Source organism: Photobacterium malacitanum (genome assembly GCF_900185615.1).
GTDB classification, from domain to species: Bacteria; Pseudomonadota; Gammaproteobacteria; order Enterobacterales; family Vibrionaceae; genus Photobacterium; species Photobacterium malacitanum.
The window spans coordinates 827,693-851,339 of record NZ_FYAK01000002.1 but is presented as its reverse complement, the minus strand read 5'-3'; the positions used below and the strand labels follow the sequence as shown (position 1 = coordinate 851,339).

21 protein-coding genes and 4 tRNA genes are annotated in these 23,647 nt (G+C 39.8%); 19 read left to right on the top strand and 6 right to left on the bottom strand.

Annotated elements, in window-relative coordinates; translation table 11 throughout:
• The first annotated feature begins 70 nt into the window (after positions 1 to 70).
• From PMAL9190_RS09015 to PMAL9190_RS09005, 3 genes are read left to right on the top strand one after another with little or no spacing between them, the layout of a single operon-like run.
• The gene (locus PMAL9190_RS09015) at positions 71 to 1,051 is read left to right on the top strand and encodes a sugar kinase (protein ID WP_087844850.1); all 981 of its coding nucleotides are present in this window, start codon (positions 71 to 73) and stop codon (positions 1,049 to 1,051) included.
• Entirely contained in the window at positions 1,038 to 1,682 is a 645-nt protein-coding gene (locus PMAL9190_RS09010; protein ID WP_065167158.1) for a bifunctional 4-hydroxy-2-oxoglutarate aldolase/2-dehydro-3-deoxy-phosphogluconate aldolase, read from the top strand. The genes PMAL9190_RS09015 and PMAL9190_RS09010 overlap by 14 nt, the downstream gene beginning before the upstream one ends.
• 9 nt (positions 1,683 to 1,691) lie before the next feature.
• Complete coding sequence (locus PMAL9190_RS09005) at positions 1,692 to 2,279, top strand: DJ-1/PfpI family protein (protein ID WP_087844849.1); 588 nt, start codon at positions 1,692 to 1,694, stop codon at positions 2,277 to 2,279.
• 66 nt (positions 2,280 to 2,345) lie between these two features.
• Here the strand turns inward: PMAL9190_RS09005 and PMAL9190_RS09000 are convergent, their stop codons facing one another.
• Positions 2,346 to 3,023 (bottom strand): type 1 glutamine amidotransferase domain-containing protein, encoded by a 678-nt coding sequence (locus tag PMAL9190_RS09000; RefSeq protein ID WP_087844848.1) that lies wholly within the window; start codon positions 3,021 to 3,023, stop codon positions 2,346 to 2,348.
• A 270-nt stretch (positions 3,024 to 3,293) separates the two neighbouring features.
• Positions 3,294 to 4,016 carry a YebC/PmpR family DNA-binding transcriptional regulator gene (locus PMAL9190_RS08995; RefSeq protein ID WP_087844847.1) on the bottom strand — a complete coding sequence of 241 codons (723 nt, stop codon included), beginning with the start codon at positions 4,014 to 4,016 and terminating at the stop codon, positions 3,294 to 3,296.
• 328 nt (positions 4,017 to 4,344) lie between these two features.
• On the opposite strand from PMAL9190_RS08995, the gene PMAL9190_RS08990 reads away from it, so the two are divergent.
• The 4 genes from PMAL9190_RS08990 to PMAL9190_RS08975 all read left to right on the top strand — a co-directional run bounded on the left by PMAL9190_RS08990 (position 4,345) and on the right by PMAL9190_RS08975 (position 6,469).
• Positions 4,345 to 5,073, top strand: coding sequence for an IclR family transcriptional regulator (locus PMAL9190_RS08990; RefSeq protein ID WP_200813392.1), 729 nt, complete (start codon positions 4,345 to 4,347; stop codon positions 5,071 to 5,073).
• 42 nt (positions 5,074 to 5,115) lie between these two features.
• Entirely contained in the window at positions 5,116 to 6,096 is a 981-nt protein-coding gene (locus tag PMAL9190_RS08985) for a formimidoylglutamase (protein ID WP_087844845.1), read from the top strand.
• A gap of 165 nt (positions 6,097 to 6,261) precedes the next feature.
• Positions 6,262 to 6,352: transfer RNA gene (locus tag PMAL9190_RS08980), tRNA-Ser, on the top strand.
• A gap of 40 nt (positions 6,353 to 6,392) precedes the next feature.
• Positions 6,393 to 6,469 (top strand) — tRNA-Asp (locus PMAL9190_RS08975).
• A 385-nt stretch (positions 6,470 to 6,854) separates the two neighbouring features.
• Here the strand turns inward: PMAL9190_RS08975 and PMAL9190_RS08970 are convergent.
• Positions 6,855 to 7,475 (bottom strand): LysE family translocator, encoded by a 621-nt coding sequence (locus PMAL9190_RS08970; RefSeq protein ID WP_087844844.1) that lies wholly within the window; start codon positions 7,473 to 7,475, stop codon positions 6,855 to 6,857.
• A gap of 331 nt (positions 7,476 to 7,806) precedes the next feature.
• Here PMAL9190_RS08970 and PMAL9190_RS08965 point away from each other — a divergent pair, with 331 nt between their 5' ends.
• Positions 7,807 to 8,445, top strand: coding sequence for a deoxynucleoside kinase (locus tag PMAL9190_RS08965; RefSeq protein ID WP_065167151.1), 639 nt, complete (start codon positions 7,807 to 7,809; stop codon positions 8,443 to 8,445).
• Between the two features lie 58 nt (positions 8,446 to 8,503).
• Here the strand turns inward: PMAL9190_RS08965 and PMAL9190_RS08960 are convergent, their stop codons facing one another.
• Positions 8,504 to 9,538: an ABC transporter substrate-binding protein gene (locus PMAL9190_RS08960; RefSeq protein WP_087844843.1), complete on the bottom strand. Its 1,035-nt coding sequence runs from the start codon at positions 9,536 to 9,538 to the stop codon at positions 8,504 to 8,506.
• Between the two features lie 188 nt (positions 9,539 to 9,726).
• On the opposite strand from PMAL9190_RS08960, the gene PMAL9190_RS08955 reads away from it, so the two are divergent.
• From PMAL9190_RS08955 to PMAL9190_RS08935, 5 genes are all read left to right on the top strand, one after another.
• Positions 9,727 to 11,007: an NAD(P)/FAD-dependent oxidoreductase gene (locus tag PMAL9190_RS08955; protein ID WP_087844842.1), complete on the top strand. Its 1,281-nt coding sequence runs from the start codon at positions 9,727 to 9,729 to the stop codon at positions 11,005 to 11,007.
• 104 nt (positions 11,008 to 11,111) lie between these two features.
• A complete protein-coding gene (locus tag PMAL9190_RS08950) occupies positions 11,112 to 11,459 on the top strand; it encodes a RidA family protein (protein ID WP_087844841.1) in 348 nt (115 codons plus the stop codon).
• Positions 11,460 to 11,621: 162 nt separating this feature from the next.
• Positions 11,622 to 11,712, top strand: a tRNA-Ser gene (locus tag PMAL9190_RS08945).
• Between the two features lie 40 nt (positions 11,713 to 11,752).
• Positions 11,753 to 11,829 (top strand) — tRNA-Asp (locus tag PMAL9190_RS08940).
• Positions 11,830 to 12,852: 1,023 nt separating this feature from the next.
• Positions 12,853 to 13,497: a DUF1919 domain-containing protein gene (locus PMAL9190_RS08935; RefSeq protein ID WP_087844840.1), complete on the top strand. Its 645-nt coding sequence runs from the start codon at positions 12,853 to 12,855 to the stop codon at positions 13,495 to 13,497.
• A gap of 316 nt (positions 13,498 to 13,813) precedes the next feature.
• Here PMAL9190_RS08935 and PMAL9190_RS08930 read toward each other — a convergent pair whose 3' ends face one another.
• Both PMAL9190_RS08930 and PMAL9190_RS08925 read right to left on the bottom strand, forming a co-directional pair.
• The gene (locus PMAL9190_RS08930; protein ID WP_200813403.1) at positions 13,814 to 15,442 is read right to left on the bottom strand and encodes an AMP-binding protein; all 1,629 of its coding nucleotides are present in this window, start codon (positions 15,440 to 15,442) and stop codon (positions 13,814 to 13,816) included.
• 277 nt (positions 15,443 to 15,719) lie between these two features.
• Complete coding sequence (locus PMAL9190_RS08925) at positions 15,720 to 16,973, bottom strand: leucine-rich repeat-containing protein kinase family protein (protein WP_087844838.1); 1,254 nt, start codon at positions 16,971 to 16,973, stop codon at positions 15,720 to 15,722.
• Positions 16,974 to 17,193: 220 nt separating this feature from the next.
• Between PMAL9190_RS08925 and PMAL9190_RS08920 the strand changes: the two genes are divergently transcribed.
• From PMAL9190_RS08920 to PMAL9190_RS08895, 6 genes are all read left to right on the top strand, one after another.
• Positions 17,194 to 17,919, top strand: coding sequence for a L,D-transpeptidase family protein (locus PMAL9190_RS08920; protein WP_087844837.1), 726 nt, complete (start codon positions 17,194 to 17,196; stop codon positions 17,917 to 17,919).
• A gap of 130 nt (positions 17,920 to 18,049) precedes the next feature.
• The gene (locus PMAL9190_RS08915; RefSeq protein ID WP_087844836.1) at positions 18,050 to 18,511 is read left to right on the top strand and encodes a TetR family transcriptional regulator; all 462 of its coding nucleotides are present in this window, start codon (positions 18,050 to 18,052) and stop codon (positions 18,509 to 18,511) included.
• 223 nt (positions 18,512 to 18,734) lie between these two features.
• Complete coding sequence (locus tag PMAL9190_RS08910; RefSeq protein WP_087844835.1) at positions 18,735 to 20,168, top strand: TolC family protein; 1,434 nt, start codon at positions 18,735 to 18,737, stop codon at positions 20,166 to 20,168.
• The gene (locus PMAL9190_RS08905) at positions 20,168 to 21,142 is read left to right on the top strand and encodes an HlyD family secretion protein (RefSeq protein WP_087844834.1); all 975 of its coding nucleotides are present in this window, start codon (positions 20,168 to 20,170) and stop codon (positions 21,140 to 21,142) included. Before PMAL9190_RS08910 ends, PMAL9190_RS08905 begins: the two co-directional genes overlap by 1 nt.
• A 4-nt stretch (positions 21,143 to 21,146) precedes the next feature.
• Positions 21,147 to 22,331 carry an ABC transporter permease gene (locus tag PMAL9190_RS08900; protein WP_087844973.1) on the top strand — a complete coding sequence of 395 codons (1,185 nt, stop codon included), beginning with the start codon at positions 21,147 to 21,149 and terminating at the stop codon, positions 22,329 to 22,331.
• Positions 22,318 to 23,460: an ABC transporter permease gene (locus PMAL9190_RS08895; protein ID WP_087844833.1), complete on the top strand. Its 1,143-nt coding sequence runs from the start codon at positions 22,318 to 22,320 to the stop codon at positions 23,458 to 23,460. The genes PMAL9190_RS08900 and PMAL9190_RS08895 overlap by 14 nt, the downstream gene beginning before the upstream one ends.
• Positions 23,461 to 23,647: the final 187 nt, after the last annotated feature.

The following is a 23,647-nucleotide window of genomic DNA, read 5'->3' as shown; positions in this document are numbered from 1 at the left end:
ATTGCGCTCCCATCTCAAGCACTCATGGCCTTTTTTCTGCCAGCTAATACTAGCCAGTAGGTGAAGAAAAATGACATATTCGAATTTAGTGACAAAGCACAATATAGCCATTATGGGTGAGTGCATGATTGAACTAAGCGGCGCGCCTTTTGCGACTCAACAGCAAAATTTTGGTGGCGATACGCTTAATACCGCGATTTATCTTTCTCGATTGCTACCGCAAAGTTCGCCTTGTTACATCACAGCACTTGGTATCGATAATTACAGCCATGCGATGATTGATGCATGGCAACAAGAAGGGATTGATTGTCGTTTTGTGATGCGTGAACGCAATAAATTACCGGGTATGTATGCGATTGAAATTGATTCACAAGGAGAGCGTAGTTTCCATTATTGGCGTAATGATTCTGCAGCACGTTATATGTGTGAGCATACGCAGTTTTCACAAATTATGGCGCAACTAAAAAGCTATGATTTGATCTACCTCTCAGGGATCTCTTTGGCGGTTTTACCTGAACATGGCAAAATTAAACTGATTGAAGCCCTTGCTCGTTTGAAAGCTGAAGGTTGTAAAATTGCGGTTGATTCTAATTATCGGCCACGATTATGGAATAGTACCACGCATGCTAAAACGTGGTTGTCAGAACTATATCGTTTGGCTGATATTGCATTAGTGACCGCTGATGATGAAGATTTATTATGTGGTGAAGTTAATACGCCAGCAACGGTGATTGCTGAGCGATTACACCGTTTAGGTGTCGATCAAGTGGTGGTGAAATTAGGCAGTAACGGTGCAATGTGGTCATATGCCGGTCAGCATGGTTTTGTTGGTGGTAATAAAATTGATGAGGTTGTCGATACCACCGCCGCTGGCGATTCTTTTAATGCGGCTTATATAGCGGCATGGGCAACAGGTTTACCAATGGCTGAATGTTGTCAGTGGGGTAATAACCTCGCAGCACAAGTGATTCAACATCGTGGAGCCATAATTCCACAGCAATGTACCCAATATTTAACGGATTTAATGAGTAGTAATTATGATGACAAATGAATGGATTGATCGTTTGCGTGCATTGCGAGTAATGCCTGTTATACAAATTGAAAATGCGGCAGATGCAGTTCCACTTGCTAAAGTATTAGTTGAAAATGGTCTGCCTGCTGCGGAAATTACGTTTAGAACGGCAGCTGCAGCTGAATCTATTCGCTTAATTCGCGCCGCTTACCCACAAATTGTATTGTGTGCAGGAACAGTATTAACCACAGAGCAAGTCGATGCTGCAATTGCGGCAGGAGCTGATTTTGTGATTAGTCCAGGGTTTAATCCAACCACAGTAAAATATTGTTTAGCCAATAATATTAAGATGATCCCTGGAGTTAATAATCCAAGTTTAGTTGAGCAAGCATTAGAATTAGGTGTAAGTGCGCTTAAGTTTTTCCCTGCTGAGGCGTCAGGTGGCATTAATATGCTTAAATCATTGGTTGGGCCTTATAGCCAAATTCAATTGATGCCGACAGGTGGCGTTACACCGCTAAATTTAAGTGATTATTTAGCGATTCCTCAAGTAATTGCTTGTGGCGGTACTTGGATCGCGCCAACAAGTGCTATTACGCAGCATGACTGGGATTTGATTGCCGCCAATGTACGCGAAGTGTGTGCAATGATTGCTCAGGCGAAGGCATAAGGATTGATGATGACCAATGTAAAGCATGTCGCGGTATTGCTTGCCGATGGTTTTGAGGAAGGCGAAGCGGTCGTTTTTATCGATATTATGCGCCGTTTAGATATTAAAGTAGACGTGTTGTCTTGCATGGCAACCACCACGCTTAATACTTATTTTGAAACTAAAATCAGTGCTGATTATGTGTTAGCAGATAAATTCGACACCACTTATGATGCTGTAATGATGCCCGGTGGCCCGCAAGGTACTGATAATTTATCAGCTAATGCCAATGTCATTGCTTTTTTAAAGCGTCATATTGAAGCTAATAAGTATATTTGTGCATTATGCTCATCTGGCGCAAAAGTACTTGCAGCGCATCATTTATTGCAAGGCCGCACGTATACTACCGGTGATAAACTCGCTGAAAAATTCGACGACGGTCAATTTATAAAACAGAAAGTAGTGGTTGATGGCCAATTTATTACTGGACGTGGTTTAGGTGTTAGTTTTGAATTCGCGTTTACCGTTGCACGTTATTTATTAACTGATGATCAGCAAAAAGTGGATTGGCAAGCAAGCCATATTTATTTTGATCATTGGCCGCTGAATAATAATTAAATTATAACGTTCGTTGTCTGAATACTAAAAGCCTAGCTAATCAAATAGCTAGGCTTTTTTAAAATGCTATTTTAATTGGCGAATTATTTCAGTGGCAACAGCTTGAGCTGAGGCCGGGTTTTGTCCGGTAATAAGATTGTTATCGACAACAATATAGCTTTGCCAATCAGCGCCTTTACTATAGTGTGCCCCTTGGGTGGTTAGCATATCTTCAAGTAAAAAAGGCACAACATCCGTTAAGCCAACTGCAGCTTCTTCGCTATTACTGAATCCCGTAACATTTTTACCTGTGATAAGAGGGCTGCCATCTGGGTTTTGTGGCGCTTTTAATGCAGCAGGCCCATGACAAACTAACCCTGTCGGTTTGTTGTTCTGATAACACCATTCAATAATATTTTTTGATGCTGCATCTTGCGATAGATCCCACAATGGTCCATGTCCTCCAGGATAAAATACAGCGTCATAGTCAGTAGGATTTATGGTCGACAATAACAATGTATTGGCTAATTGTGTAATGGCGTCTGGATCATTTTTAAAGCGCACCACAGATTCTGTTTGAAGTTCTGGTGTATCACTTTTGGGGTCAATCGGAACTTGTCCACCATTAGGAGAGGCGAGAGCAACTGTGCAGTTATTATCTTTAAAGGCGTAAAATGGCACCGTAAATTCATCAAGCCATAGACCCGTTTTTGTGGTGGTTTTACCCAAATACTGATGAGACGTTAAGACAATTAAAATATTCATATTTATCCTTTAACTCCCGTGTAAATAAGCCATATTCATTGAACATAAATTAATATTACAATTAGTTATAGGCTTAAATAATTACTGCAACAACTATAATAGTTATGTTTTTTGTCAATATTATATCTACCTATTTATCAAAATAATGGCATCAGCGAAGAGGGGGGAAGGAAGAGCAATGAAAGCGGTATATTAAGCGAGGAGGTAGATAAGTATAGATAAACAAAAAGGCCACCGAAGTGACCTTTTTGTGAAAAATAGCAGTTTAACTTAGTCTGCCATTTCAGCATTGTGGTAAACGTTTTGTACGTCATCACAATCGTTTAGTGCGTCAAGGAATTTCTCAAACATTGCAATGTCGTCACCAGCCAATTCAGTCATTGTCTGTGGAACGAAAGCAATTTCTTCAGAATCAATCGCAACATCCGGCATCGTTGCTGCAAGTGCATTTTTAACTTTGAAGAATTCAGTGTGAGGGGCATAAATAGTAATTTCGCCATCTTCACAAGTGATGTCAGTAACGTCAACGTCTTCCATCATTAGATTTTCAAGAACAACTTCTTCGTCAGTACCTTTAAACTCAAATACTGCTTGGTGTTCAAACATGTGGCCAACAGTACCAGGGCTACCGATTTTTGCATGGTTTTTAACGAATGCTTGACGAACATCCATGAAAGTACGGTTGTTGTTATCTGTTAAACAGTCAACGATAACCATGCAGTTGCCAGGGCCAAAACCTTCGTAACGTGCAGTTGCGTAATCTTCACCACCGCCGCCTTTCGCTTTATCAATTGCTTTTTCGATAACGTGGCTTGGCACCTGATCTTTCTTCGCTTTCTCAATAAGACGGCGAAGTGCTAGGTTAGCATCTGGATCAGGGCTACCGTTCTTAGCACAAACGTAGATCTCTTTACCGTATTTAGAGTAAACCTTGATCTTAGCGCCTTGGGTTTTTGCCATAGACAATTTGCGTACTTCGAACTTTCTTCCCATGAGGAATCACTCTCTTTTACTGTTTTAGACGGTCAATTATGGACAGATTTTACCAGTAACCCCCCTGTTATGGCTAGTTAGATCTGTATTTATACTAAGTAAAGTCGATTTTTTTATTTTTACGTTGAAATAATAAACGAGGGTTCAAAAACATGGACCGTTAGTTTTATTTTTGGAGTGAAAGATTTCAAATCTAGGCTTACTTCTCGCAATGTAATAATAAATGGTAACTAAATCCGTTATTTTCTCATTATATAAGAATGCGACTTGTCGTTAACGATAGAATTAGTTACAAATAATCATCACACAAATTAGAGATAACCTATCTGTGACTCATTCACTCAGTGCTAATGAAAAATTGTTGCAAGTGCTTATTCACATTGCTGCATCTAATGTGCCGTTACAAGCACAACAACTCAGTGCCGAAATGGGAATGCCAATAAGTAGCGTATATCGTTATTTAGCATTACTTCGTGATTGGAATTTAATTGAAGAAAATCATGGACGTAATACTTATAGTGCCGGCCCTGCAGCATTACAACTTCAGCGAAATTTTGAAATAAACTCGCCATTACCTGATGGCGTAAGACCGATTTTAAAGCGGTTACAACAGCAAACGGGCGAGATGTCTGCTTATATGGTTGCGGTAGGATTCAATGCTTTATGTGTTGACAGTATTGATAGCCCCTATGCATTACGTTGTAGTTATGAAAAAGGTCAAAGCCAGCCATTGATCCGTGGCGCTTCTGCGAAAGTGATTCTGGCTTATTTACCATTGGCACGCCAATTAACGATTTTAGAACATTACGATATTACCGAACAGCAACAGATCGATAGTTGGATTGCCGAGTTAGATCTCATTAAACAAGATGGTTTTGCTATTAGTACATCAGAAATTGATGTCGGTGTTTCTGGTGTCAGTGCCCCCGTGTTTGTGGGTAATAAAGTGGTTGGAGCTGTTAGTGTCATGGCTCCAGCAGAGCGCATTAATAGCCGCAAAAATAAAATTGTAATGTGTGTATTACAAGCAGCAAGAGCATTACCACCACAACACTAGGGTGTGTTGTTTATAAAGGCAGAAGATAGGGAAGGTAGGCGTATGTTAGTCGATCAATTAAAAAAATTATTTAAAAATGAGCCTCAAAAACCGATGCTATATCATCGTAAACATACGCTCATCAGCCCTTATACTCAACAATGCCAACCTGGTGTGATGTTAGTGGGGGTTATTTCAGATCTGAATGTTGATTGGGGGCGTGGACGACAAGGTGCTAAAGAAGGCCCTGCCAGTATTCGACGTATACTGCCGCGGACTCATCCACAAACGGCATTGCCTTTTTATGATGCCGGTGATATTGAACAAACTATTGATGATCATAGCTTTGCAGCAGTAAGTGACAGGCAACATCAATTATTGCTACGTGGTCTACGCGATGGTCATTTTCCTGTTGTTCTCGGTGGTGGTCATGAAATTTCAATTGCTAGTTATCAGGCATTGTCTGATTTTAGTGCTGAGATGCAGTTATCACCAACAATAATGGATACACAACCAACGCTTACCGCTCCTCGTGTTGGGGTGATTAATTTTGATGCTCATTTTGAGTTAAGGCCATCATTATCGTTACGGGCAGGTTCTGCATTTCATGCTGCATGGTGTTATAGCAAACAGCAACAACGCAGTTTTGATTTTCTCGGTTTAGGTATTTGCGATCATGCTAATTCACAAGCAATGTTTAAATTAGCACAAGAGCTTGGCTGTCAGTGGTTGCTAGATAATCAAATGACAGCTCGTAATAAAAAACATATTCAGGCGCAACTGGACAGTTTTATAGATAATGTTGATTGTATTCAGCTAAGTATAGATTTGGATGTGTTTTCGTCATCAATAGCACCTGGAGCGAATATGACGCGCATGCATGGCGTGAGTTTATCAATGGTGGAATGGGCAATTAAACATATAATGGCAAGCGGTAAAGTTAAGATTGTCGATATTGCTGAATTGAACCCTGAGTATGATTACGATAATCAGACGGCTAAATTAGCCACCAAGCTCATTCAAACCATTGTTCATTTTGTCTAACCCCTATTTATAAATGGGTAACAACATGAAAAAGATGGTTTTATCAGCGTAAAGATTGATTTTTAATGATTTTGATTAAAAAACAATATCAGTAATAATAAAATTACTGTTTTTGTAAAAAAAGACTTTACAGCTAAGGCTAAGCTCGCTATTATTCGCGCCATTGGAGAGATGGCTGAGTGGTTGAAAGCACCGGTCTTGAAAACCGGCATACGTTTATAGCGTATCTAGGGTTCAAATCCCTATCTCTCCGCCATATTCTAGAAATTTGATTTAATCGAGTTTCATAAAGAATTGGAGCGGTAGTTCAGTTGGTTAGAATACCGGCCTGTCACGCCGGGGGTCGCGGGTTCGAGTCCCGTCCGCTCCGCCAACACAACGAAGCCTCGTCAGCAATGACGGGGCTTTTTTGCATCTGGAATATTTAAGTCAAATACAATAAGTTTCAATGATCAGCCTGTCACGCCGAGGGGCGCGCTGATTTTCGGAATGGCAAGTCCCGCCCGCTTCACAACACAACGAAGCCTCGTCAGTAATGTGAGGATTTTTTGCATCTATTTTTTACAGTGAATACCCACTGGTTATTATCCGTCATCTCGGAAGAGAGGTACGAACTATCCGTGATCTATTCATCACGTGTTTGAGCATTAAAGACAGCAGTGAACATGCGTTAAAACTCAACGGAAACAGCCACTCTACGACGCGTGGATAGTAGATTCCCTATCTCGTTCGTAACCTCACTGTAGGGAATGACGGGGCTACTTATTTACCGCTAAATAGGCTCCCGCTGCAATCATAATACCGCCAGCTGTTTGGTTTAGACGCTGTTGTGCAGTTGGCGTTTTGATCACTTTTGCTAATCGTGAAGCGCCATAAGCAACGAGCATAATCGCCGCCATTAATGCGATAGAAGATAAGATCGAAACTAAAACAATATCACTGCGATTTAAGCGAGTTAAATCAATAAAAGTTGGTAAAAACGAGACATAGAACAAAATCACTTTAGGATTTGATGCTGAAATCAAAAAACCATGTCCAAAGCTGGCTAAGGCTGTTTGTTGGGGTTTTTGTTGTTCAGTATGCGGCTGATTGTGTGTAAATGCAGTTATCATCTTATAGCCAAGATAGATTAAATAGCCAGCACCGAGATACCGAATAATTATAAATATTTCTGACCAATTTTCAGCAATAGTGGCTAATCCAAAACAAGCTAGTTGTAAGTAAAGTAAATCACTGCATACCATGCCTAATGCCATCATGACACATTTTGTGGGGCCTTCTACCATTGCTTTAGCAAGAATGGCAAATATACCAGGACCTGGAGTGATCGCAAAAATGAAAATAGCACCAAAGAACGCGATGGCAGCCTCAAATGACATTAAGTTATCTCAGAATATGAATATTTTGTGGATGCTATCATGGAGGCGCTATTTTACAATCCACATTTTATATAAGCGTTAAAATTACTCTTTAAGGTATCGCTTAGCTTAATAGGGTTATTTGCTAGCGAGTAAAGTGTTGCTGAAGGTGGTTTTAGTTCTGCTTTAGCGCTAAAGGTATCGGGTTTTGGTTTATTAATCACCAAACAGTATATAAGGGATGGTTTTTTGCGGCGTTTAGTTTCAGAATGTCGGGTTTAGAGCATTGGTAAACGTGAAGAGAATCAAAGTATGGTTCTTTTATCGCTAAGCCTTTAGAGGGAAAGATATCTTGGATAAGCCACAAATTATATGTGTAGAAGGTAATATCGGTGCCGGTAAATCGACATTACTCCCTCAACTCGCAGCAGCACTAAACGCGACAGCTATTTTAGAGCCTGTAGATTCTGATCCTGAATTTCAACATCTATTAGGTGAATTTACACGTGACCCTTTTAACGTTACTGCGCGCAGCAATTTTCAATGTTATATCACAGCACAACGCGCTGAGTTATTGAATAATTTGAATCCGAAAGGGGTTTATATTATTGAGCGTTCTTTGTTGAGTGATTTGGTCTTTACTCATGCTTGTATTGCCAATTACAACAGCACAGCTGAAGACATAGCTAAACATATGGCGTGTTATCAGCACTTGATCAGTCAAATTAATCAATATCCAACCATTGATTATTGTATTTATTTAAAGACCGATCCTGAGATAGCTTATCAGCGTATGCGTCAGCGTGGTCGTGTTGAAGAGATGGGATTAGATCTTGGCTATATTAGTGATATCGATGCATTTCATGATGCGGTATTACCTCAAGCATGTCGCAAAATGGGTACTAAGCTGATTCGTATTGATTGGAATCAACCACGTGTTATTAGCGATTTACTACCACAATTGAATGCTGCAGGTTTAGTTGTTAACTAATCTGATGCTATAAACGCAAGAGGCTACAGTTAATGGTTAACCGTAGCCTCTTAGCTAATTAGCTTTTTAGCATTTGCCAGTATTTTTGGTAAATATTTACCGCATCACCAACGTCATTTGTGAATTCACCATTATTGACTTGCTCGTCAGTTGGGAAAATCATTGGATCCGTTTGTAATTCAGCGGGTAAAAATTGCTTAGCCTTCTTGTTGGGTGCTGGGAATCCAAGCGCTTCAACAATTTTTGCTTGGTTTTCTGGTCGCATAAAGAAATCAATAAACTTGAACGCAAGCTCTTTATGTTCGCTGCCTTTCGGGACGATAAAATTATCCATCCATAAAATTGCACCGTCTGTTGGATAAACAAACTTCAATTCTGGCATTTCTTTTTTCGCCATAAAGGCATTGCCATTCCACTGCATACCGATCATAGCTTCCCCTGTAACATAAGGGACATGCGGAGCATCAGAATTGTAAACCACCACGTTTGAACGCAGCTGGCGTAATTTTTCGTAAGCCTGTTTAATTTCAGCTTCGTTAGTGCTGTTAATGCTGTGGCCTTGGGCACGTAATGCCATACCGAACACATCGCGAACATCATCAAGTAACATCACTTGTTGTTCAAAATTGGTGTTCCATAAATCTTTCCAGCTAGTTACCTGATCATTGGTGATCACTTCAGCATTGTAACTAATCCCCGTGACGCCCCATACATAAGGTAATGAGTAGTCATTGTTAGGATCGAAAGGCTGTTTCATTAGGCCTGAATAGATGTCATTTAAGTGATGCATCTTGCTTTTATCTATTTTTGCAAGCATGCCTTCACGGGCCATTTTTTCAATAAAGTACGTTGATGCAAATGCAACATCATAGCCCTTGCCATCAAGTAGCTTGAGCTTAGTGTACATTGCTTCATTATTATCGAACGTAGAGTAGTTGACAGTGACATCATATTCTTTTTCAAAGGCTTTGATTACATCTGTTGGCATATACTCTGCCCAGTTGTAAACGTTAAGCACATCATTTGCTGCCGAAACATTAAATGCTGAAAGTGCGAATGCTAGTGTGGTCACCCCTTTGAATATTTTCTTCATGTTATTAATTCCTAATTGACCAGGTAAGTCAGATCCGAGCGCGGATATTAGAGTTAACTACCAAAGTGTCAAAATTTATCGTCATAACTTATGACCCTGATCACATTAATAAATTGCTTGTACAGCTCTAAGAGTCGTGACATTATCCGCGCGATTTTTAACCTGTATTTTTTTTGTGGGCAATTGGAATGTCAATCAGCAGTCAATATATCGATAGTTACTACCAAGCAACCGTTAATGCGTTACCAGAACAACCAATACTTGATCAGGCAATTGAAGCTGATGTTTGTATTATTGGTGGCGGTATGACGGGGTTAAATGCCGCGATTGAATTACGTCAAAAAGGATTCTCTGTTGTGGTGCTTGAATCACAACGTTTAGCATGGGGTGGATCTGGACGTAATGGTGGTCAATGTTTAGTGGGTTATTGCCTTGGGTTACGTGAAGTTGATGAAACATACGGGCCTGAGTGGGGTAAACAACTATGGGATCTTTCTTGTGAAGCGATTGATATTGCTCGCGATCGGATTGAGAAATTTAATATTGATTGTGATTTTCAACAAGGCTATATCGAATTAGCATTGAAGAAAAGCCAAGAAACAGAATTAAAATCTTGGTATGACCTTAAACAAGGCCGTTATGATTACCCAAGTGCAAGCTGGTGGGATAAAGATAAAATCAATCAAGTCGCGCATACTGAACGCTATTTAGGTGGACTTTATGATTCAAACAGTGCTCATATGCACCCGCTCAATTACACTCTTGGTTTAGCACAAGCGGCATTAAGTTTAGGGGCGACTATTTTTGAAAATACGCCAGCAGTTAAACTTGATAAAGGTAATCCGCATATTATCCATACCCCTAAAGGTCAGGTTAAAGCGAAACAAGTGTTATTAGCGTGTAATGCCTATTTAGATGGATTAAATCGTAAAGCACAAAGTGTGGTGTTACCTGTTGTGTCATACATTGGTGTGACCGAGCAATTGGGTGATCGCCAGCCTATCAGTAATATGATGGCAATGTCAGATCTAAACAATAGCCTTGACTATTACCGTCCAACCCCTGATGGCCGTATTTTATTTGGTGGTGTTAATCATCCATTTAATGGTGAATACAGTGATTCAAGCGAGCGTTTACGCCAACGTATGATCACGGTGTTCCCACAACTTGCTGATGTAAAAATGGAATACCATTGGGGCGGTCTCTTTGCGGTAACACGCTCTTACATGCCACAAATTGATCACTTAGGTAATGATATTTATGTTGCTCATGGTTATACCGGCCATGGTGTCGGATTAACCAATATCGCAGGTAAAGTGGTTGCTGAAGCAATGGCTGGTACCGCTGAGCGCTTTGATGTCTTTGCTAAAATTAAGCATGGTTGGATTCCAACCCCTGAAGTTTTACGTAAACCAGCACTAGCAATGGCTATCTGGAAAGCACGCTTAGAAGACTCACTGGGCAAATAATTAAAATTTATTTGCAATAAAATACAAAAATGTAAGTTTATTTGCTATCTTGGCAGGGGTAATAGTGAATTATTTGCTAATTTTAACCCATCAGAGAGAGCATTATGATCGAGCGTCAAGAAACGAAAGCCCGTATGAGTCGCATTGTGAAGCACAATGGTACTATTTATCTTTGTGGTCAAGTTTGTGCCGATGCAACCAAAGATATTACTGAGCAGACACAAACCATGCTTGATAAAGTGGAAACATTACTAGAGCAAGCGGGCAGTGATAAAGAACACATGCTATCAGCGACTATTTATATTAAAGATATGAGTATGTTTGCTGAGATGAATGCAGTATGGGACAACTGGGTTCCAGCGGGACACGCACCTGCGCGTGCATGTGTTGAAGCTAGCATGGCTCGCGATGCTTTGTTAGTTGAAATTTCGGTGATCGCCGCTGAAAAGTAATACTACACCTATTTATATTTAACAAAGGTCGGCAATATGTCGGCCTTTGTTATAACTAATTGATGCTAAATTCACACAACGGAATAAAAAACAAGCAACTGATCTTTTTAATGAAATTTTAGCTTTACAGCCAAGGCGAAGCTCGCTATTATTCGCGCCATTGGAGAGATGGCTGAGTGGTTGAAAGCACCGGTCTTGAAAACCGGCATACGTTTATAGCGTATCTAGGGTTCAAATCCCTATCTCTCCGCCATATTCTAGAAATTTGATTTAATCGAGTTTCATAAAGAATTGGAGCGGTAGTTCAGTTGGTTAGAATACCGGCCTGTCACGCCGGGGGTCGCGGGTTCGAGTCCCGTCCGCTCCGCCAACACAACGAAGCCTCGTCAGTAATGACGGGGCTTTTTTGCATCTGGAATATTTAACCTAGATGCAAAAAGTGTGAATAATCGGTCTGTCACGCCGAGGGTCGCGCTGATTTTCGGAATGGCAAGTCCCGTCCGCTTCACAACACAACGAAGCCTCGTCAGTAATGTGAGGATTTTTTGCATCTGGAATATTTAACCTAGATGCAAAAAGTGTGAATAATCGGTCTGTCACGCCGAGGGTCGCGCTGATTTTCGGAATGGCAAGTCCCGTCCGCTTCACAACACAACGAAGCCTCGTCAGTAATGTGAGGATTTTTTGCATCTGGAATATTTAACCTAGATGCAAAAAGTGTGAATAATCGGTCTGTCACGCCGAGGGTCGCGCTGATTTTCGGAATGGCAAGTCCCGTCCGCTTCACAACACAACGAAGCCTCGTCAGTAATGTGAGGATTTTTTGCATCTGGAATATTTAACCTAGATGCAAAAAGTGTGAATAATCGGTCTGTCACGCCGAGGGTCGCGCTGATTTTCGGAATGGCAAGTCCCGTCCGCTTCACAACACAACGAAGCCTCGTCAGTAATGTGAGGATTTTTTGCATCTGGAATATTTAAGTCAAATACAATAAGTTTCAATGATCGGTCTGTCACGCCGAGGGTCGCGCTGATTTTCGGAATGGCAAGTCCCGTCCGCTTCACAACACAACGAAGCCTCGTCAGCAATGTGAGGATTTTTTGCATCTGGAATATTTAACCTAGATGCAAAAAGTGTGAATAATCGATTTGTCACACCGAGGGTAGCGCTGATTTTTAAAGTAAATAACAATAATTGATATTAGTAATTAGTTTTATTGTTATATATAAAAAATCAATTTAATTGCACTGCTAGTATATAAATTTGTTTTATATTATTTATTTGTTTTATTCGCTGGTAACTTATACAATAGGCAAAATTCCCAATTATTATTATAGTGAGTATTAAACAATATCACTTATATAGTCTAATTATGTTTTAAAGGTTTAATTGATGATTCAACGCGTTATATCTTATATCTATAAAAGAACATTATATAAAGTTTATCGTTCTCATGTTAATAAGAAACTACAGGCAAGATTAAAGAATAAAAACTTTAGTTTGATCTCTAATAACTGCATCGGTGGTCTTACTTGCAGTGATTTAGCTCAACCATTTAATTCACCAACAGTAGGATGTTTTTTCTATTCAGATTGTTATCTGAAATTTTGTGAAAACCTTAAACACTATTTATCATTAGAATTAGAACAAGCGACAAGTTCTAAATATATTGATTCTTATCCTTATATTTTGGGTAAGCTAGGTGATATTGAAATTCATTTTATTCATGACTCATCTTTTGCTGAAGTAAAAGAAAAATGGGAACGCAGAAAAAAACGCGTTGATTTTGATAACTTATTTTTTGTCATGTCTGATCGTGATATTTGCGATGAAGGCGATATTGAGCGTTTCTTACGCTTAGATGACGGTAAATCAGTGTTCTTTGGTGCACGTAAACGTTCTAATTTAGATAACTTTGTTCATTGTTATAATGAGAAAGGTGAAATCACCACTCAATTCTTTGCAATGTACCGTGTACATGAGAAGTATTTTGACATGGTTGAATGGTTAAACACCAAGCGAATCGTTATCTATTAATATTTCATGCATGATACTAATTCAAGAAAACCAATAACTTGAATTAGTATCAGCACCACGTTATATCATTAGCTATTGTGGCCAAGTCATAGCTTAACGATATCTATTTTATAAAACAGTATTAATATTATGCTTTAATACTGTTATATAATACCTATAGTTTTTTATTGAAGATAAAATAAAATATATTTAGATAATTTAGTTAGATAAATATTCGTATTTGCTGATGCAAAAATGACTTATTCTTTGTTTTAAATTGACACAAGGTTTATTTTTTAAAATTCCCACACGTATAAATTAAAAACATTAATACTAGTTATTGTTGCCAATGGATAATTTGTTCATTATTCCAGTTATTATCAATATCGGCATAGTGTTGTTCTAATACATGACGTTTAATTTTTAACGTTGGAGTTAAGATACCATTTTCAATACTCCAAGGTTCTTTAATTATCAATATCCCTTTGATTTTTTGATGAGATTCTAACTCGTTATTTATTTTAGCTAAAACGCCAACAAGCTTTTTTTCATAACGTTGATGATTAAACTGAGGATAATCATGGGCTACCGCTAAAAGTATAGGCGCTGACATTCCAGAGCCTATCAAGCACACCATTTCAAAGTTACCCAATTCCATAAAGCGCTTTTCTATCGGCACAGGTGAAACAAACTTCCCTTTGGCTGTTTTGAACGTGTCTTTCTTACGCCCTTGAATGGTTAAATAACCTTCATTGTCTAATTCACCGATATCACCGGTATATAGCCAGCCATCATTATCAAAGCTTGCTTGAGTTGCTTGAGAGTTATTGTAATAACCGCTAAATAAGCCTTTACTGCGCACGAGTATCTCTTTATCAGCCGCGATTTTGATCTCAATACCAGGACCTGCATTGCCGACCGTGCCAATTTTATCGCTACGGTAAGGATGGTTGAGAGTACTGTAAGCAAATGACTCTGTCATTCCCCATGCTTCAGTAATATTAAGGCCAATACTTTCATACCAACGTAATAAGCCAGCTGAGACAGGAGCAGAGCCACAGCCCAGCACGCGTGCTTTATCAAGCCCTAACCCTTGCGCTAATTTACGCTTAATAAAGGTTGATATTAAAGGAATACTTAACAGAAAATTCAATTTAGCGGGGGGAAGTTTATCTTGTATACGTTGTTGAAATAAGGTCCAAAGACGTGGAACCGACACAAAAATTGTTGGTCGATGCATTTTTACATCATCAATAAAAGTATCAAGCGATTCTGGAAACGCCACTTGTAATCCTGACATAATTGAAGAGCCAAAAATATAAACTCGTTCAGTAATATGGGCTAATGGTAGATATGAGAATAAGCGCTCATTGTCTTCTAAACCGATATGCTCAATGATTTTTTGTGATGACCATACAAATGCGCCGTAAGTGAGCATCGCACCTTTAGGCATCCCTGATGTGCCAGATGTGTAAACAATTGACATTAAATCAGTGTCATGATGCGAGCAACGCTCTGAGGTCGGTAAATGCTGCTCAATTAAATCGTCAAATTGATATTGGCATGTTGGAGTGTCTGGATACGAAAAAGCAATCGTGGGGATATTAGCATGGGTGGCTACGACATTATTAATGGCACTTGGGCTGTCAAGTTTACCAATAATAATCAATTTAGCTTCACTATGCTCAATACAATGGGCGATAGTATCAGCGCCTGCGGTCGGAAAAATAGGCACACTGATATAGCCGCCAAGCATCATTGCTAAGTCACAAATAAACCATTCGGCACAGTTTTTAGAAATCAAAGCAATGCGATCACCTTGTTGAAGGCCTAATTGCTGAAATGCGGTGACTAAACGTTGGGCTTTATCTGCAACACTGGCGTAGGTGTAGTTAACAAATTGACGATTGATGATTTGTTTTAAATAAATATCGTTAGGGCGTTCATTAGCCCATTTGATGATCATGTCAGCAGGTGTTTGCAGTTGAGCCATAAGCACTCCGTTTAACAAATGGATCATTGATTGCTAAGTGTTACTATAATGTTAAATCTAGGCTGTTATCTAAGTTGACGTCAAGTAAGATTATGCTAATTGTTTAGTATTATTAGCAGTTGAGTTGAATTAATCTTGGTATTCTATTGAATTGTAAAGTTTTATTTGTGTGTGTATAGGCTATACGCTTACTCAATTTATGTGATCTGTATAAATTGAGTAAGGTCTAGTAATTGGAAATTAATGATAATTAAGCCGCAATATAATGCTGAGCTTGAGTGTGTAATTGTTGATATTCAACTGTGTGTTGATCATCTACTTGGCAAATCGACAGTAAATCTTCGATAAAATACCCTACGGCACGCCATTCTATCGCCGCAATTTTTTGTTGCTGCTCAAGGGCTAAGTCATCATAAATCGATGCTGCACCAAAATCGCCCACCAAAATATTGGCATTGTCGTCAACTAGAACGTTATGCGCATAGATATCACCATGAGCAACACCTTGCTGTTGCATATGAGTAATAACGGCGATCATTTGTTCAACAATCGTTGCGATAGCGGTAATTGACAGTGTAAATTGCGCAGGGAAGGTATCTCGAGTACAGGACACCAATGTAGGCGGTAAACCTAAATTACGATAATGCGCTGGAATTAATGCCATGATCAGTGCGAGGTAGTCAGGTTCATCTACTTGCGCTAATGAAGCAATTAAGTTTGGATGTGCGCCTGTTTTTAAGCATGCATTTAATTCATCTTGCGGGTAACCATCAGAAGTAACTTGTCCTTTAAAAACCTTAACGGCAATTTCATTATCAAGTTGATGCGGGTTTGACAGCCATTGCGCTAATGAAATAACCCCTGAAGCCCCTTGGCCTAATACTTTATCCAGTTGGTAATCACTTGATGCAACATAAGGCAGTGGATGATTGACTTGCTGGTTGCGGTTAAAATCATTACCTGAAAAAGCAAGCCATGCCAGTTTAGGTAAATCAAGCAATTGGTTTGGAAATGCAGTTAATGCATTAGCGGATAAACGTATTAATTGTAAGTTAATCAACTTACTCATAGAAAGTGGTAGTGCAGTTAATGCATTACCTGCTAACGCTAATTTTTGTAAATGGATACAGTCACCAAGCGCCTCGGGAAGAGCGGTGATTTTATTATCAGTTAAAATTAGCCAGCGTAATTTTTTTGGCAAAGCATTGGCTGTAACGGTGGTAATTTGGTTGGATTTAAAGCCGATCATTTCCAAATTAGGGCATGCACCTAACACTGGTGGTAATTCTGTAAAACAGTTATTGGAAATAAAAATAATACGTAATTTGGTTAATTGACTGAAACTATCAGGCAAATGTGTTAACTGATTATTGGTTAGATCTAACACTTCTAAGCTGTCTGCAAGCGTTAGAATCTCTGTTGGAAATTGGGTTAGCTGCTCACTTAATGTTAAATGAGTGGTGCCTTTAAGCAGGCCTGAGCGTAGTTGTTCTAACGTATGCAAAATTGTCTCATTGATGAATGGATATAATTTATGATAGCTATTGTAAAGATTTTAGAAGGTTAGATCACTGTTGTGGTGTAAGTTTACACTTAATCTGTAATGTGAAGACAAAGTGATGGTTATTTAATCAATAATTCAGGTAAACTAGCGCGATTCAAGTTGGTCATTATGTTAATTAGCGCATTGTTGTGCGCGTAGAGAAATTATCATTGAGGGTTGTGTGCTAAAGAAAGTTATTTGTCCATTAATGTTAGTGCTAACACCCATCGGTGATGCATTAGCGGAGTCGTTATATATTCCATCGCCATCATCAACATATGCACTATACCCACCAACAGGTAGCCGTACTATCACTGATGTCATGGATCGTTATACGCCTTTTGTTGAGCCAAGACTAAAACGCTATTTTGAAAAAGCAGGTTTAAGCTATCCGCCGCAAAATATTGCGCTATTTGCAATGAAGCAGGAACGGAATGTTGAACTGTGGGCAAAAGAAAAAGGCAAATGGTCTTATGTTAAGCGTTACGATATTCAAAAAATGAGTGGCCATATGGGGCCTAAAATGCGCGAAGGTGATAAACAGGTTCCTGAAGGTGTTTATCAAGTATCGTTGTTGAATCCAAATAGCCGTTATCATTTATCGATGAAGCTTAATTATCCGAATGAATTTGATCGTAAATATGCCCAGTTGGAAGGGCGAACATCACCTGGTAGCAATATTTTTATTCATGGTAAAGAGTCTTCTGTTGGGTGTTTAGCCATGGGTGATTATGCGATTGAAGAACTATTTTTATTAGCCGAACGAACAGGGATTGATAATATCGAAGTATTAATTAGTCCACATGATCCTAGAAAAGGTAAATTGCTAGCAGCAAACACTCAACCTTATTGGACTAAAATTTTATACCGTGATATTGAACAACATGCGCGTAAATTTAATCGTTAATTATGCGGTAAACCCCTAGTTAACCGAAAAACATTTTGTAATACTACAGCGAACCAATATTCTTGACGTTATTATTGAGCGTCAAGAGTATTACCGTTGCATAAAATGATTAAAACAGAGCCAACGCATTATGCCAAAGCGTAGTAAAGAAGACACCGAAATCACCATTCAGACCATAATGGATGCAGTGATAGAGCAAATACTGACGTTAGGGTACGATAAAATGTCGTACACCACCTTGAGTAATCAAACTGGAATATCAAGAACAGGTATTAGCCACCACTTTCCTAAGAAGCAAGATTTCGCACATGCACTTGATGGGCGAATTTATCATCTTTTTGTTGATAAATTGGATCTCGCTGGTGATTTGCAGGCATTTTCAGCAAGTTGGTCTGCGGCACTAGAAGATGAAAAATTTCGCGCTATTTTACGATTATTGTTTCACCATATTTCTTCCGCTGAAACGTCGCATGAATTTGCTCATCGTGGAATTGAGCGTTTATTTACTCTCTGTGAACAGCGTTATGGTAAGCAAAGTATTGCCGAATTAGAATGTTTATTAGGACGTTCATTAATTCGTTTAGCCCGTTAATTATTATTAATTTGATTACGGTTAGTTTAACGACTAAATATTAATAGCCCACATTATTGTGGGCTATTTTGTTTGTTGCTTTAAATAGCGTTATTATTTATGTCAGTAAAATAACTCTTTAATATAAAGTAATTATTAGAGAATCTGTTAAAATTTATTTTTTAGAGTATATGCTCTATATCTATTTACGAATTGGCAAGAAAAAGAGGGTAAGGGTTAATACATGAGAATAAGGCCATTGATGGTAAAGCAACTGACAATTGCGCTCTTAGCAGTTGTACCGACAGTGCATGCTGCGCCAGTGAGTTTTAATGATGCGTGGCATACTGTTGTGACAACAAATGATGGCTTAGCCGCTGATCGTGCCAGTGTTGAACAAGCGCAATACATGCAAGATGCCGCCAAAGATCTGTATTTGCCCAAAGTGACTATTGGTGCCAATTACACCCGTTTAGATAATGACATTAAATTATCGCCTTCTGATGTTTTTGACAGCATGCCAGCTTCAAATACAGCAGCAGGCCAAGCTCTTAATAAAATTATTGCTGATCTTACACAAGCGACAGGCACGGATTTTAATTCGTTATTTACTGCTAATATTTCTGATCGCGATGTGTTTACCAGTTCGATTCGTGCGATCTGGCCGATTTTTACCGGTGGTCGTATCAGCGCTGCCCAAGATATTGCAGAAGGCAAAACAGACCAAGCCAAATACATGCTAGCGATGCAGCAACAAGCTAAATTTGAAGATTTATCGCGCTTTTATTTTGGAGTGGTATTGGCTAAAAATGTCTTACAAACCCGCACCGAAGTAGAAAATGGCTTAAAGCGTCATTATCAAGATGCAGTGAAGCTTGAGCAACAAGGACAAATTGCGCGAGTTGAACGTTTACAAGCGCAAGCCGCTTATGACAAAGCTAAAGTTGAGCGTCAGAAATCGCTGCGAGATTTAGAAATAGCCCAAGTGGCACTAACACAATTATTAAAGCAATCAACCCCAGCTACGCCCTCAACTGGATTATTTATTAATAACTCGCTGCCACCGATGTCAGCATTTGTAGATAAAACCTTAGCGACTTATCCGGGGTTGCATATTTTAGATGCAAAACGTAAGCAAGCGGGTGGGTTGATTGATGTCGAGAAAGGCAAATATTACCCAGAAGTTTATGTTTACGGTGATTATAACTTGCATGATAGTGGCAGTTTAGCGGCAACGATGGCACCAGATTGGGCTGTTGGTGTAGGAGTGAGTGTGCCATTGATTGATAACTCTGGTCGTTCAGGAAAACTAAGCGCAGCCCATTCAATGGTCACCCAAGTCAATCATCTACAAGCGCAAGCACAGCAAGATTTAACCGTGTTAGTTGAAAAAACCTACCGTGAAGCTAAACAAGCGCTAGAAGAATATAATGGTTTAGCATCAAGTTTATCATTAGCCCATGAAAATACGCGGTTACGTGAAAAAGCGTTTGGACAAGGATTATCAACCTCGCTCGATGTGGTCGATGCGGAATTGTTTTTAGCCAGTATTAAAACCCAGCGTTTGGCTGCGGCTTACCAATATGTCGCATCTTTAACCCGCTTACTTGCCATTAGTGGCGAAATGAACACATTTAAAAATTATCAGCAACATCAAGGGATCGAGGTCAAATTATAATGAGTAAGTTAAAAGCAATTGCTATCGCTGTTCCTGTTATCGCGGTGGTTGGATGGCTTGGTTATACCTTCTGGCATGCTTACCAACCTCAACCTGAGCGTCTGCAAGGTCAAATTGAAGCACAGCAATACAATATTGCTTCTAAAGTCCCAGGACGTATTGATAAGGTATTAGTTCGTAAGGGCGATGAAGTACAACCTGGACAGTTAATTTTTACTATTTTAAGCCCTGAAATTGATGCGAAATTAGAACAAGCTCAAGCGGGTGAGCAGGCGGCTGGCGCATTAGCACAAGAAGCTGAAAAAGGGGCGCGTATTCAACAAATCGCCGCGGCAAAAGATCAATGGGGCAAAGCGAAAGCAGCAGCTGCTTTGATGCAAAAAACCTATGTTCGCATCAACAACCTTTATAAAGACGGTGTATTAGCAGAACAAAAGCGCGATGAAGTTTACACGCAATGGCAAGCGGCGCAATTTACTGAAAGTGCTGCTTATCAGATGTATCAAATGGCCAAAGAAGGTGCGCGAGTTGAAACAAAACGTGCCGCTCAAGAAAAAGTAAAAATGGCAGCAGGAGCGGTCGCTGAAGTGCAAGCGTATGTTGCTGATACCAAAGTGACTAGTTGGCATAAAGGTGAAGTATCACAAGTGCTATTGCATGATGGCGAATTAGCTCCACAAGGTTTCCCTGTGGTGAATATTATCGACATTAGCGATGCCTGGGCGGTGTTTAATGTCCGTGAAGATAAACTGAAAGATTTCCAAGAAGGGAAAACTTTTAAGGTGACGATTCCGGCATTAGGTAACAAAAGCTACCAGCTAAAAGTAACCCATGTTGCTGTGATGGGCGATTTTGCGACCTGGCGAGCAACTGACACTGCTAAAGGGTTTGATATGCGTACATTTGAAGTGGAAGCTCGTCCGACTCAACCTATTGCGGGTTTACGCGTTGGTATGAGTGTCCTTGTTGAGTAATGATATGGCTATTTATTCAGCAATGAAAACCGAGTGGCGCACGATTTGGCAAGACCAATGGTTGCGTGCGTTGGTGGTATGGTTACCTGCAATATTGTTTCTGACAATGTGGGCGATCTTTGCCACTGGGATAGCGCGTAATTTGCCTGTGGGGGTGGTTGATCTTGATCATAGCCAAATGTCGCGTCAATTGACGCGGTATATTGATGCCAGTCCAAGTATGGCAGTTACTCGTCAATTTACGGATGATCATACTGCCAGTGCTGCAATGCGTGCCAATGATATTTATGCGATGGTGGTGATCCCTGATAATTACGAAAAAGACGTTAAGCTTGGTGAAGCGCCACAGATAACGACCTTTTATAATGGTCAATTTATTCTTATCGGTAAACTGATTTCTGCGGCGATGCTGCAAGTTGAAGGCACCTATAACGCCGGCGTTGAGGCTATGAGGAACATGAGTTCTGGTGCACCAGTCCCTCTACAAGCATTAGGGCAGGCAGTGCCTATTCGCGCTCAAATCACACCATTGTTTAATAGTAATAGCCATTATGGTCAATTTTTAGTATCCGCTATTATTCCGTCTATTTGGCAAATATTGATAGTTGCAACCACAGTGTTGGCATTAGTACATGAGGCGCGTGGACAGGGCTTGTGGCGTTGGTTAGCACACACTCCATGCCAAAAATTAGTCGGTAAATTATTGGCATATTCAGGCTTGTTTTTGATTCAAGGTCTGCTGTTTCTATGGTGGATGTATGTGATGCTTGATTGGCCAATGCATGGTCATTGGGGGATCTTAATTGTTGCCCAAATACTGATGGTGTTTGCTTGCCAGAGCATGGGGAGTTTGATTTATTTTGTCGCGATGGAGGCGCCACGTGCAATGAGTTTTGTTGCGGCTTATACCGCGCCAGCATTTGCGTTTATGGGGATCACTTTTCCTGCTACAGATATGCCGATTATTGCCAAAATGTGGCGTGGATTGTTACCGGTCAGTCATTATATCGAAGTGCAATTACAGCAAGTAGATTATGGTACTGGTTGGTATCAAGCATCGCATCAACTGTTGGTGTTAACGAGCTTTATGTGTGCCTTATTAATGGCGATGGGATTAATGCTAATGCGCCGTAATAAAGCATTAGCAACGATATCGGCACAACAAGGAGAACAGCATGGGCTGGAGTAAGTTATTTAAGTGTGAACTAAAAGCTATCTTCAGTAATTTCTCGTTATTGTTTACGGTTTTTGGAGGAGTGGTATTTTATTCGTTTTTATACCCTCTGCCTTACATCAATGAATTACCGCGAGATCAACGCGTCGCTGTGGTTAATCTTGATCATAGCCAAATGAGTCGTGAATTAATTCGTATGGTAGATGCAACCCCACAAGTTGCGATCACTGAACACCTTGGCAGTATTGGTGCAGCCAAAGTGGCTTTAGAAGATCGGCAAGTCGATGGCATTTTAGTGATTCCAGAGCACTTTTATCGTGATGTGATGATGGGAACGAGTCCTACATTGGCTTATGCTGGCAACGCGGCACTATTTTTAGTTTATGGTACCGTGGTTGAAGGTTTAAACGGCGCCGGTAATGCGTTAGGTGCTAAAGCTAAAATAGAGCGAATGATGCTAACGGGTGATGGTGCTGTTGAGGCAAGTCAACATGTCACTGCAATGAAACTTAATATGCGGCCTGTATTTAATGTCACCATGGGATATATCAATTATGTTGTGCCTGCAGTGTTTGTATTGATCCTCCATCAAACCTTGTTAATTGGGGTTGGAATGATGGGAGCGACAGAAAATGAGGCACGTACCGCTGGTAAAACAGGCTATTGGGCACAATACCCGATTTGGATGGTAATGGCTGTTCGCGCACTATTGTTTACCCTAATCTATTTACCATTAGTGATGTATTATTTCGGATTTAGTTATGTTTACTATGGTGTTAATCGGTTGACATCAATTCATGACTTGATCATGATGACAATTCCATTTTTATTGGCAGTGATCATGTTAGGGATGGTGCTTGGCCAGTTATTACCTCGCTGTGAGTTAGTCACATTGGTTGTGCTTTTAAGCTCGTTACCGTTAGTGTTTAGTGCTGGATTTATTTGGCCACCCTCTGCGATTCCGGCAGCGATTAACTATGTTGCACAATTAGCACCGTCTACTGCGGCAATTAATGGTTTTCTTGGTCTTAATCAGCTTGGTGCGAGTTTCGCGCAAGAAATAGATCGTTGGGGGCAGTTATGGTTGCAGTTTGTTGGTTTTGCAGCAATAAGCTATTGGTTAATGCGTCGAGCACGCAAATAACCAATTTTAGATAAATAAAAAGAGCACATAAGTGCTCTTTTTTTTGCAAATAAATGTACGCTGTTTTATATTATAACCATCCCAGTAAATAAGATGTGGCAAATATTAAATTTACAGCCACACTTAGTACGTGAAGTTGGGTTTAAATTAGTAGGAGGTTGTTTTGAGTCATCAAGCAAAATCGAAT

Excerpts from the sequence above, each read along its gene's own strand:
- PMAL9190_RS09015 (WP_087844850.1), top strand. The coding sequence starts at position 71 with ATGACATATTCGAATTTAGTGACAAAGCACAATATAGCCATTATGGGT.
- PMAL9190_RS09010 (WP_065167158.1), top strand. The coding sequence starts at position 1,038 with ATGATGACAAATGAATGGATTGATCGTTTGCGTGCATTGCGAGTAATG.
- PMAL9190_RS09005 (WP_087844849.1), top strand. The coding sequence starts at position 1,692 with ATGACCAATGTAAAGCATGTCGCGGTATTGCTTGCCGATGGTTTTGAG.
- PMAL9190_RS09000 (WP_087844848.1), bottom strand. The coding sequence starts at position 3,023 with ATGAATATTTTAATTGTCTTAACGTCTCATCAGTATTTGGGTAAAACC.
- PMAL9190_RS08995 (WP_087844847.1), bottom strand. The coding sequence starts at position 4,016 with ATGGGAAGAAAGTTCGAAGTACGCAAATTGTCTATGGCAAAAACCCAA.
- PMAL9190_RS08985 (WP_087844845.1), top strand. The coding sequence starts at position 5,116 with ATGTTAGTCGATCAATTAAAAAAATTATTTAAAAATGAGCCTCAAAAA.
- PMAL9190_RS08970 (WP_087844844.1), bottom strand. The coding sequence starts at position 7,475 with ATGTCATTTGAGGCTGCCATCGCGTTCTTTGGTGCTATTTTCATTTTT.
- PMAL9190_RS08960 (WP_087844843.1), bottom strand. The coding sequence starts at position 9,538 with ATGAAGAAAATATTCAAAGGGGTGACCACACTAGCATTCGCACTTTCA.
- PMAL9190_RS08955 (WP_087844842.1), top strand. The coding sequence starts at position 9,727 with ATGTCAATCAGCAGTCAATATATCGATAGTTACTACCAAGCAACCGTT.
- PMAL9190_RS08950 (WP_087844841.1), top strand. The coding sequence starts at position 11,112 with ATGATCGAGCGTCAAGAAACGAAAGCCCGTATGAGTCGCATTGTGAAG.
- PMAL9190_RS08935 (WP_087844840.1), top strand. The coding sequence starts at position 12,853 with ATGATTCAACGCGTTATATCTTATATCTATAAAAGAACATTATATAAA.
- PMAL9190_RS08930 (WP_200813403.1), bottom strand. The coding sequence starts at position 15,442 with ATGATCATCAAATGGGCTAATGAACGCCCTAACGATATTTATTTAAAA.
- PMAL9190_RS08915 (WP_087844836.1), top strand. The coding sequence starts at position 18,050 with ATGCCAAAGCGTAGTAAAGAAGACACCGAAATCACCATTCAGACCATA.
- PMAL9190_RS08910 (WP_087844835.1), top strand. The coding sequence starts at position 18,735 with ATGAGAATAAGGCCATTGATGGTAAAGCAACTGACAATTGCGCTCTTA.
- PMAL9190_RS08905 (WP_087844834.1), top strand. The coding sequence starts at position 20,168 with ATGAGTAAGTTAAAAGCAATTGCTATCGCTGTTCCTGTTATCGCGGTG.
- PMAL9190_RS08900 (WP_087844973.1), top strand. The coding sequence starts at position 21,147 with ATGGCTATTTATTCAGCAATGAAAACCGAGTGGCGCACGATTTGGCAA.
- PMAL9190_RS08895 (WP_087844833.1), top strand. The coding sequence starts at position 22,318 with ATGGGCTGGAGTAAGTTATTTAAGTGTGAACTAAAAGCTATCTTCAGT.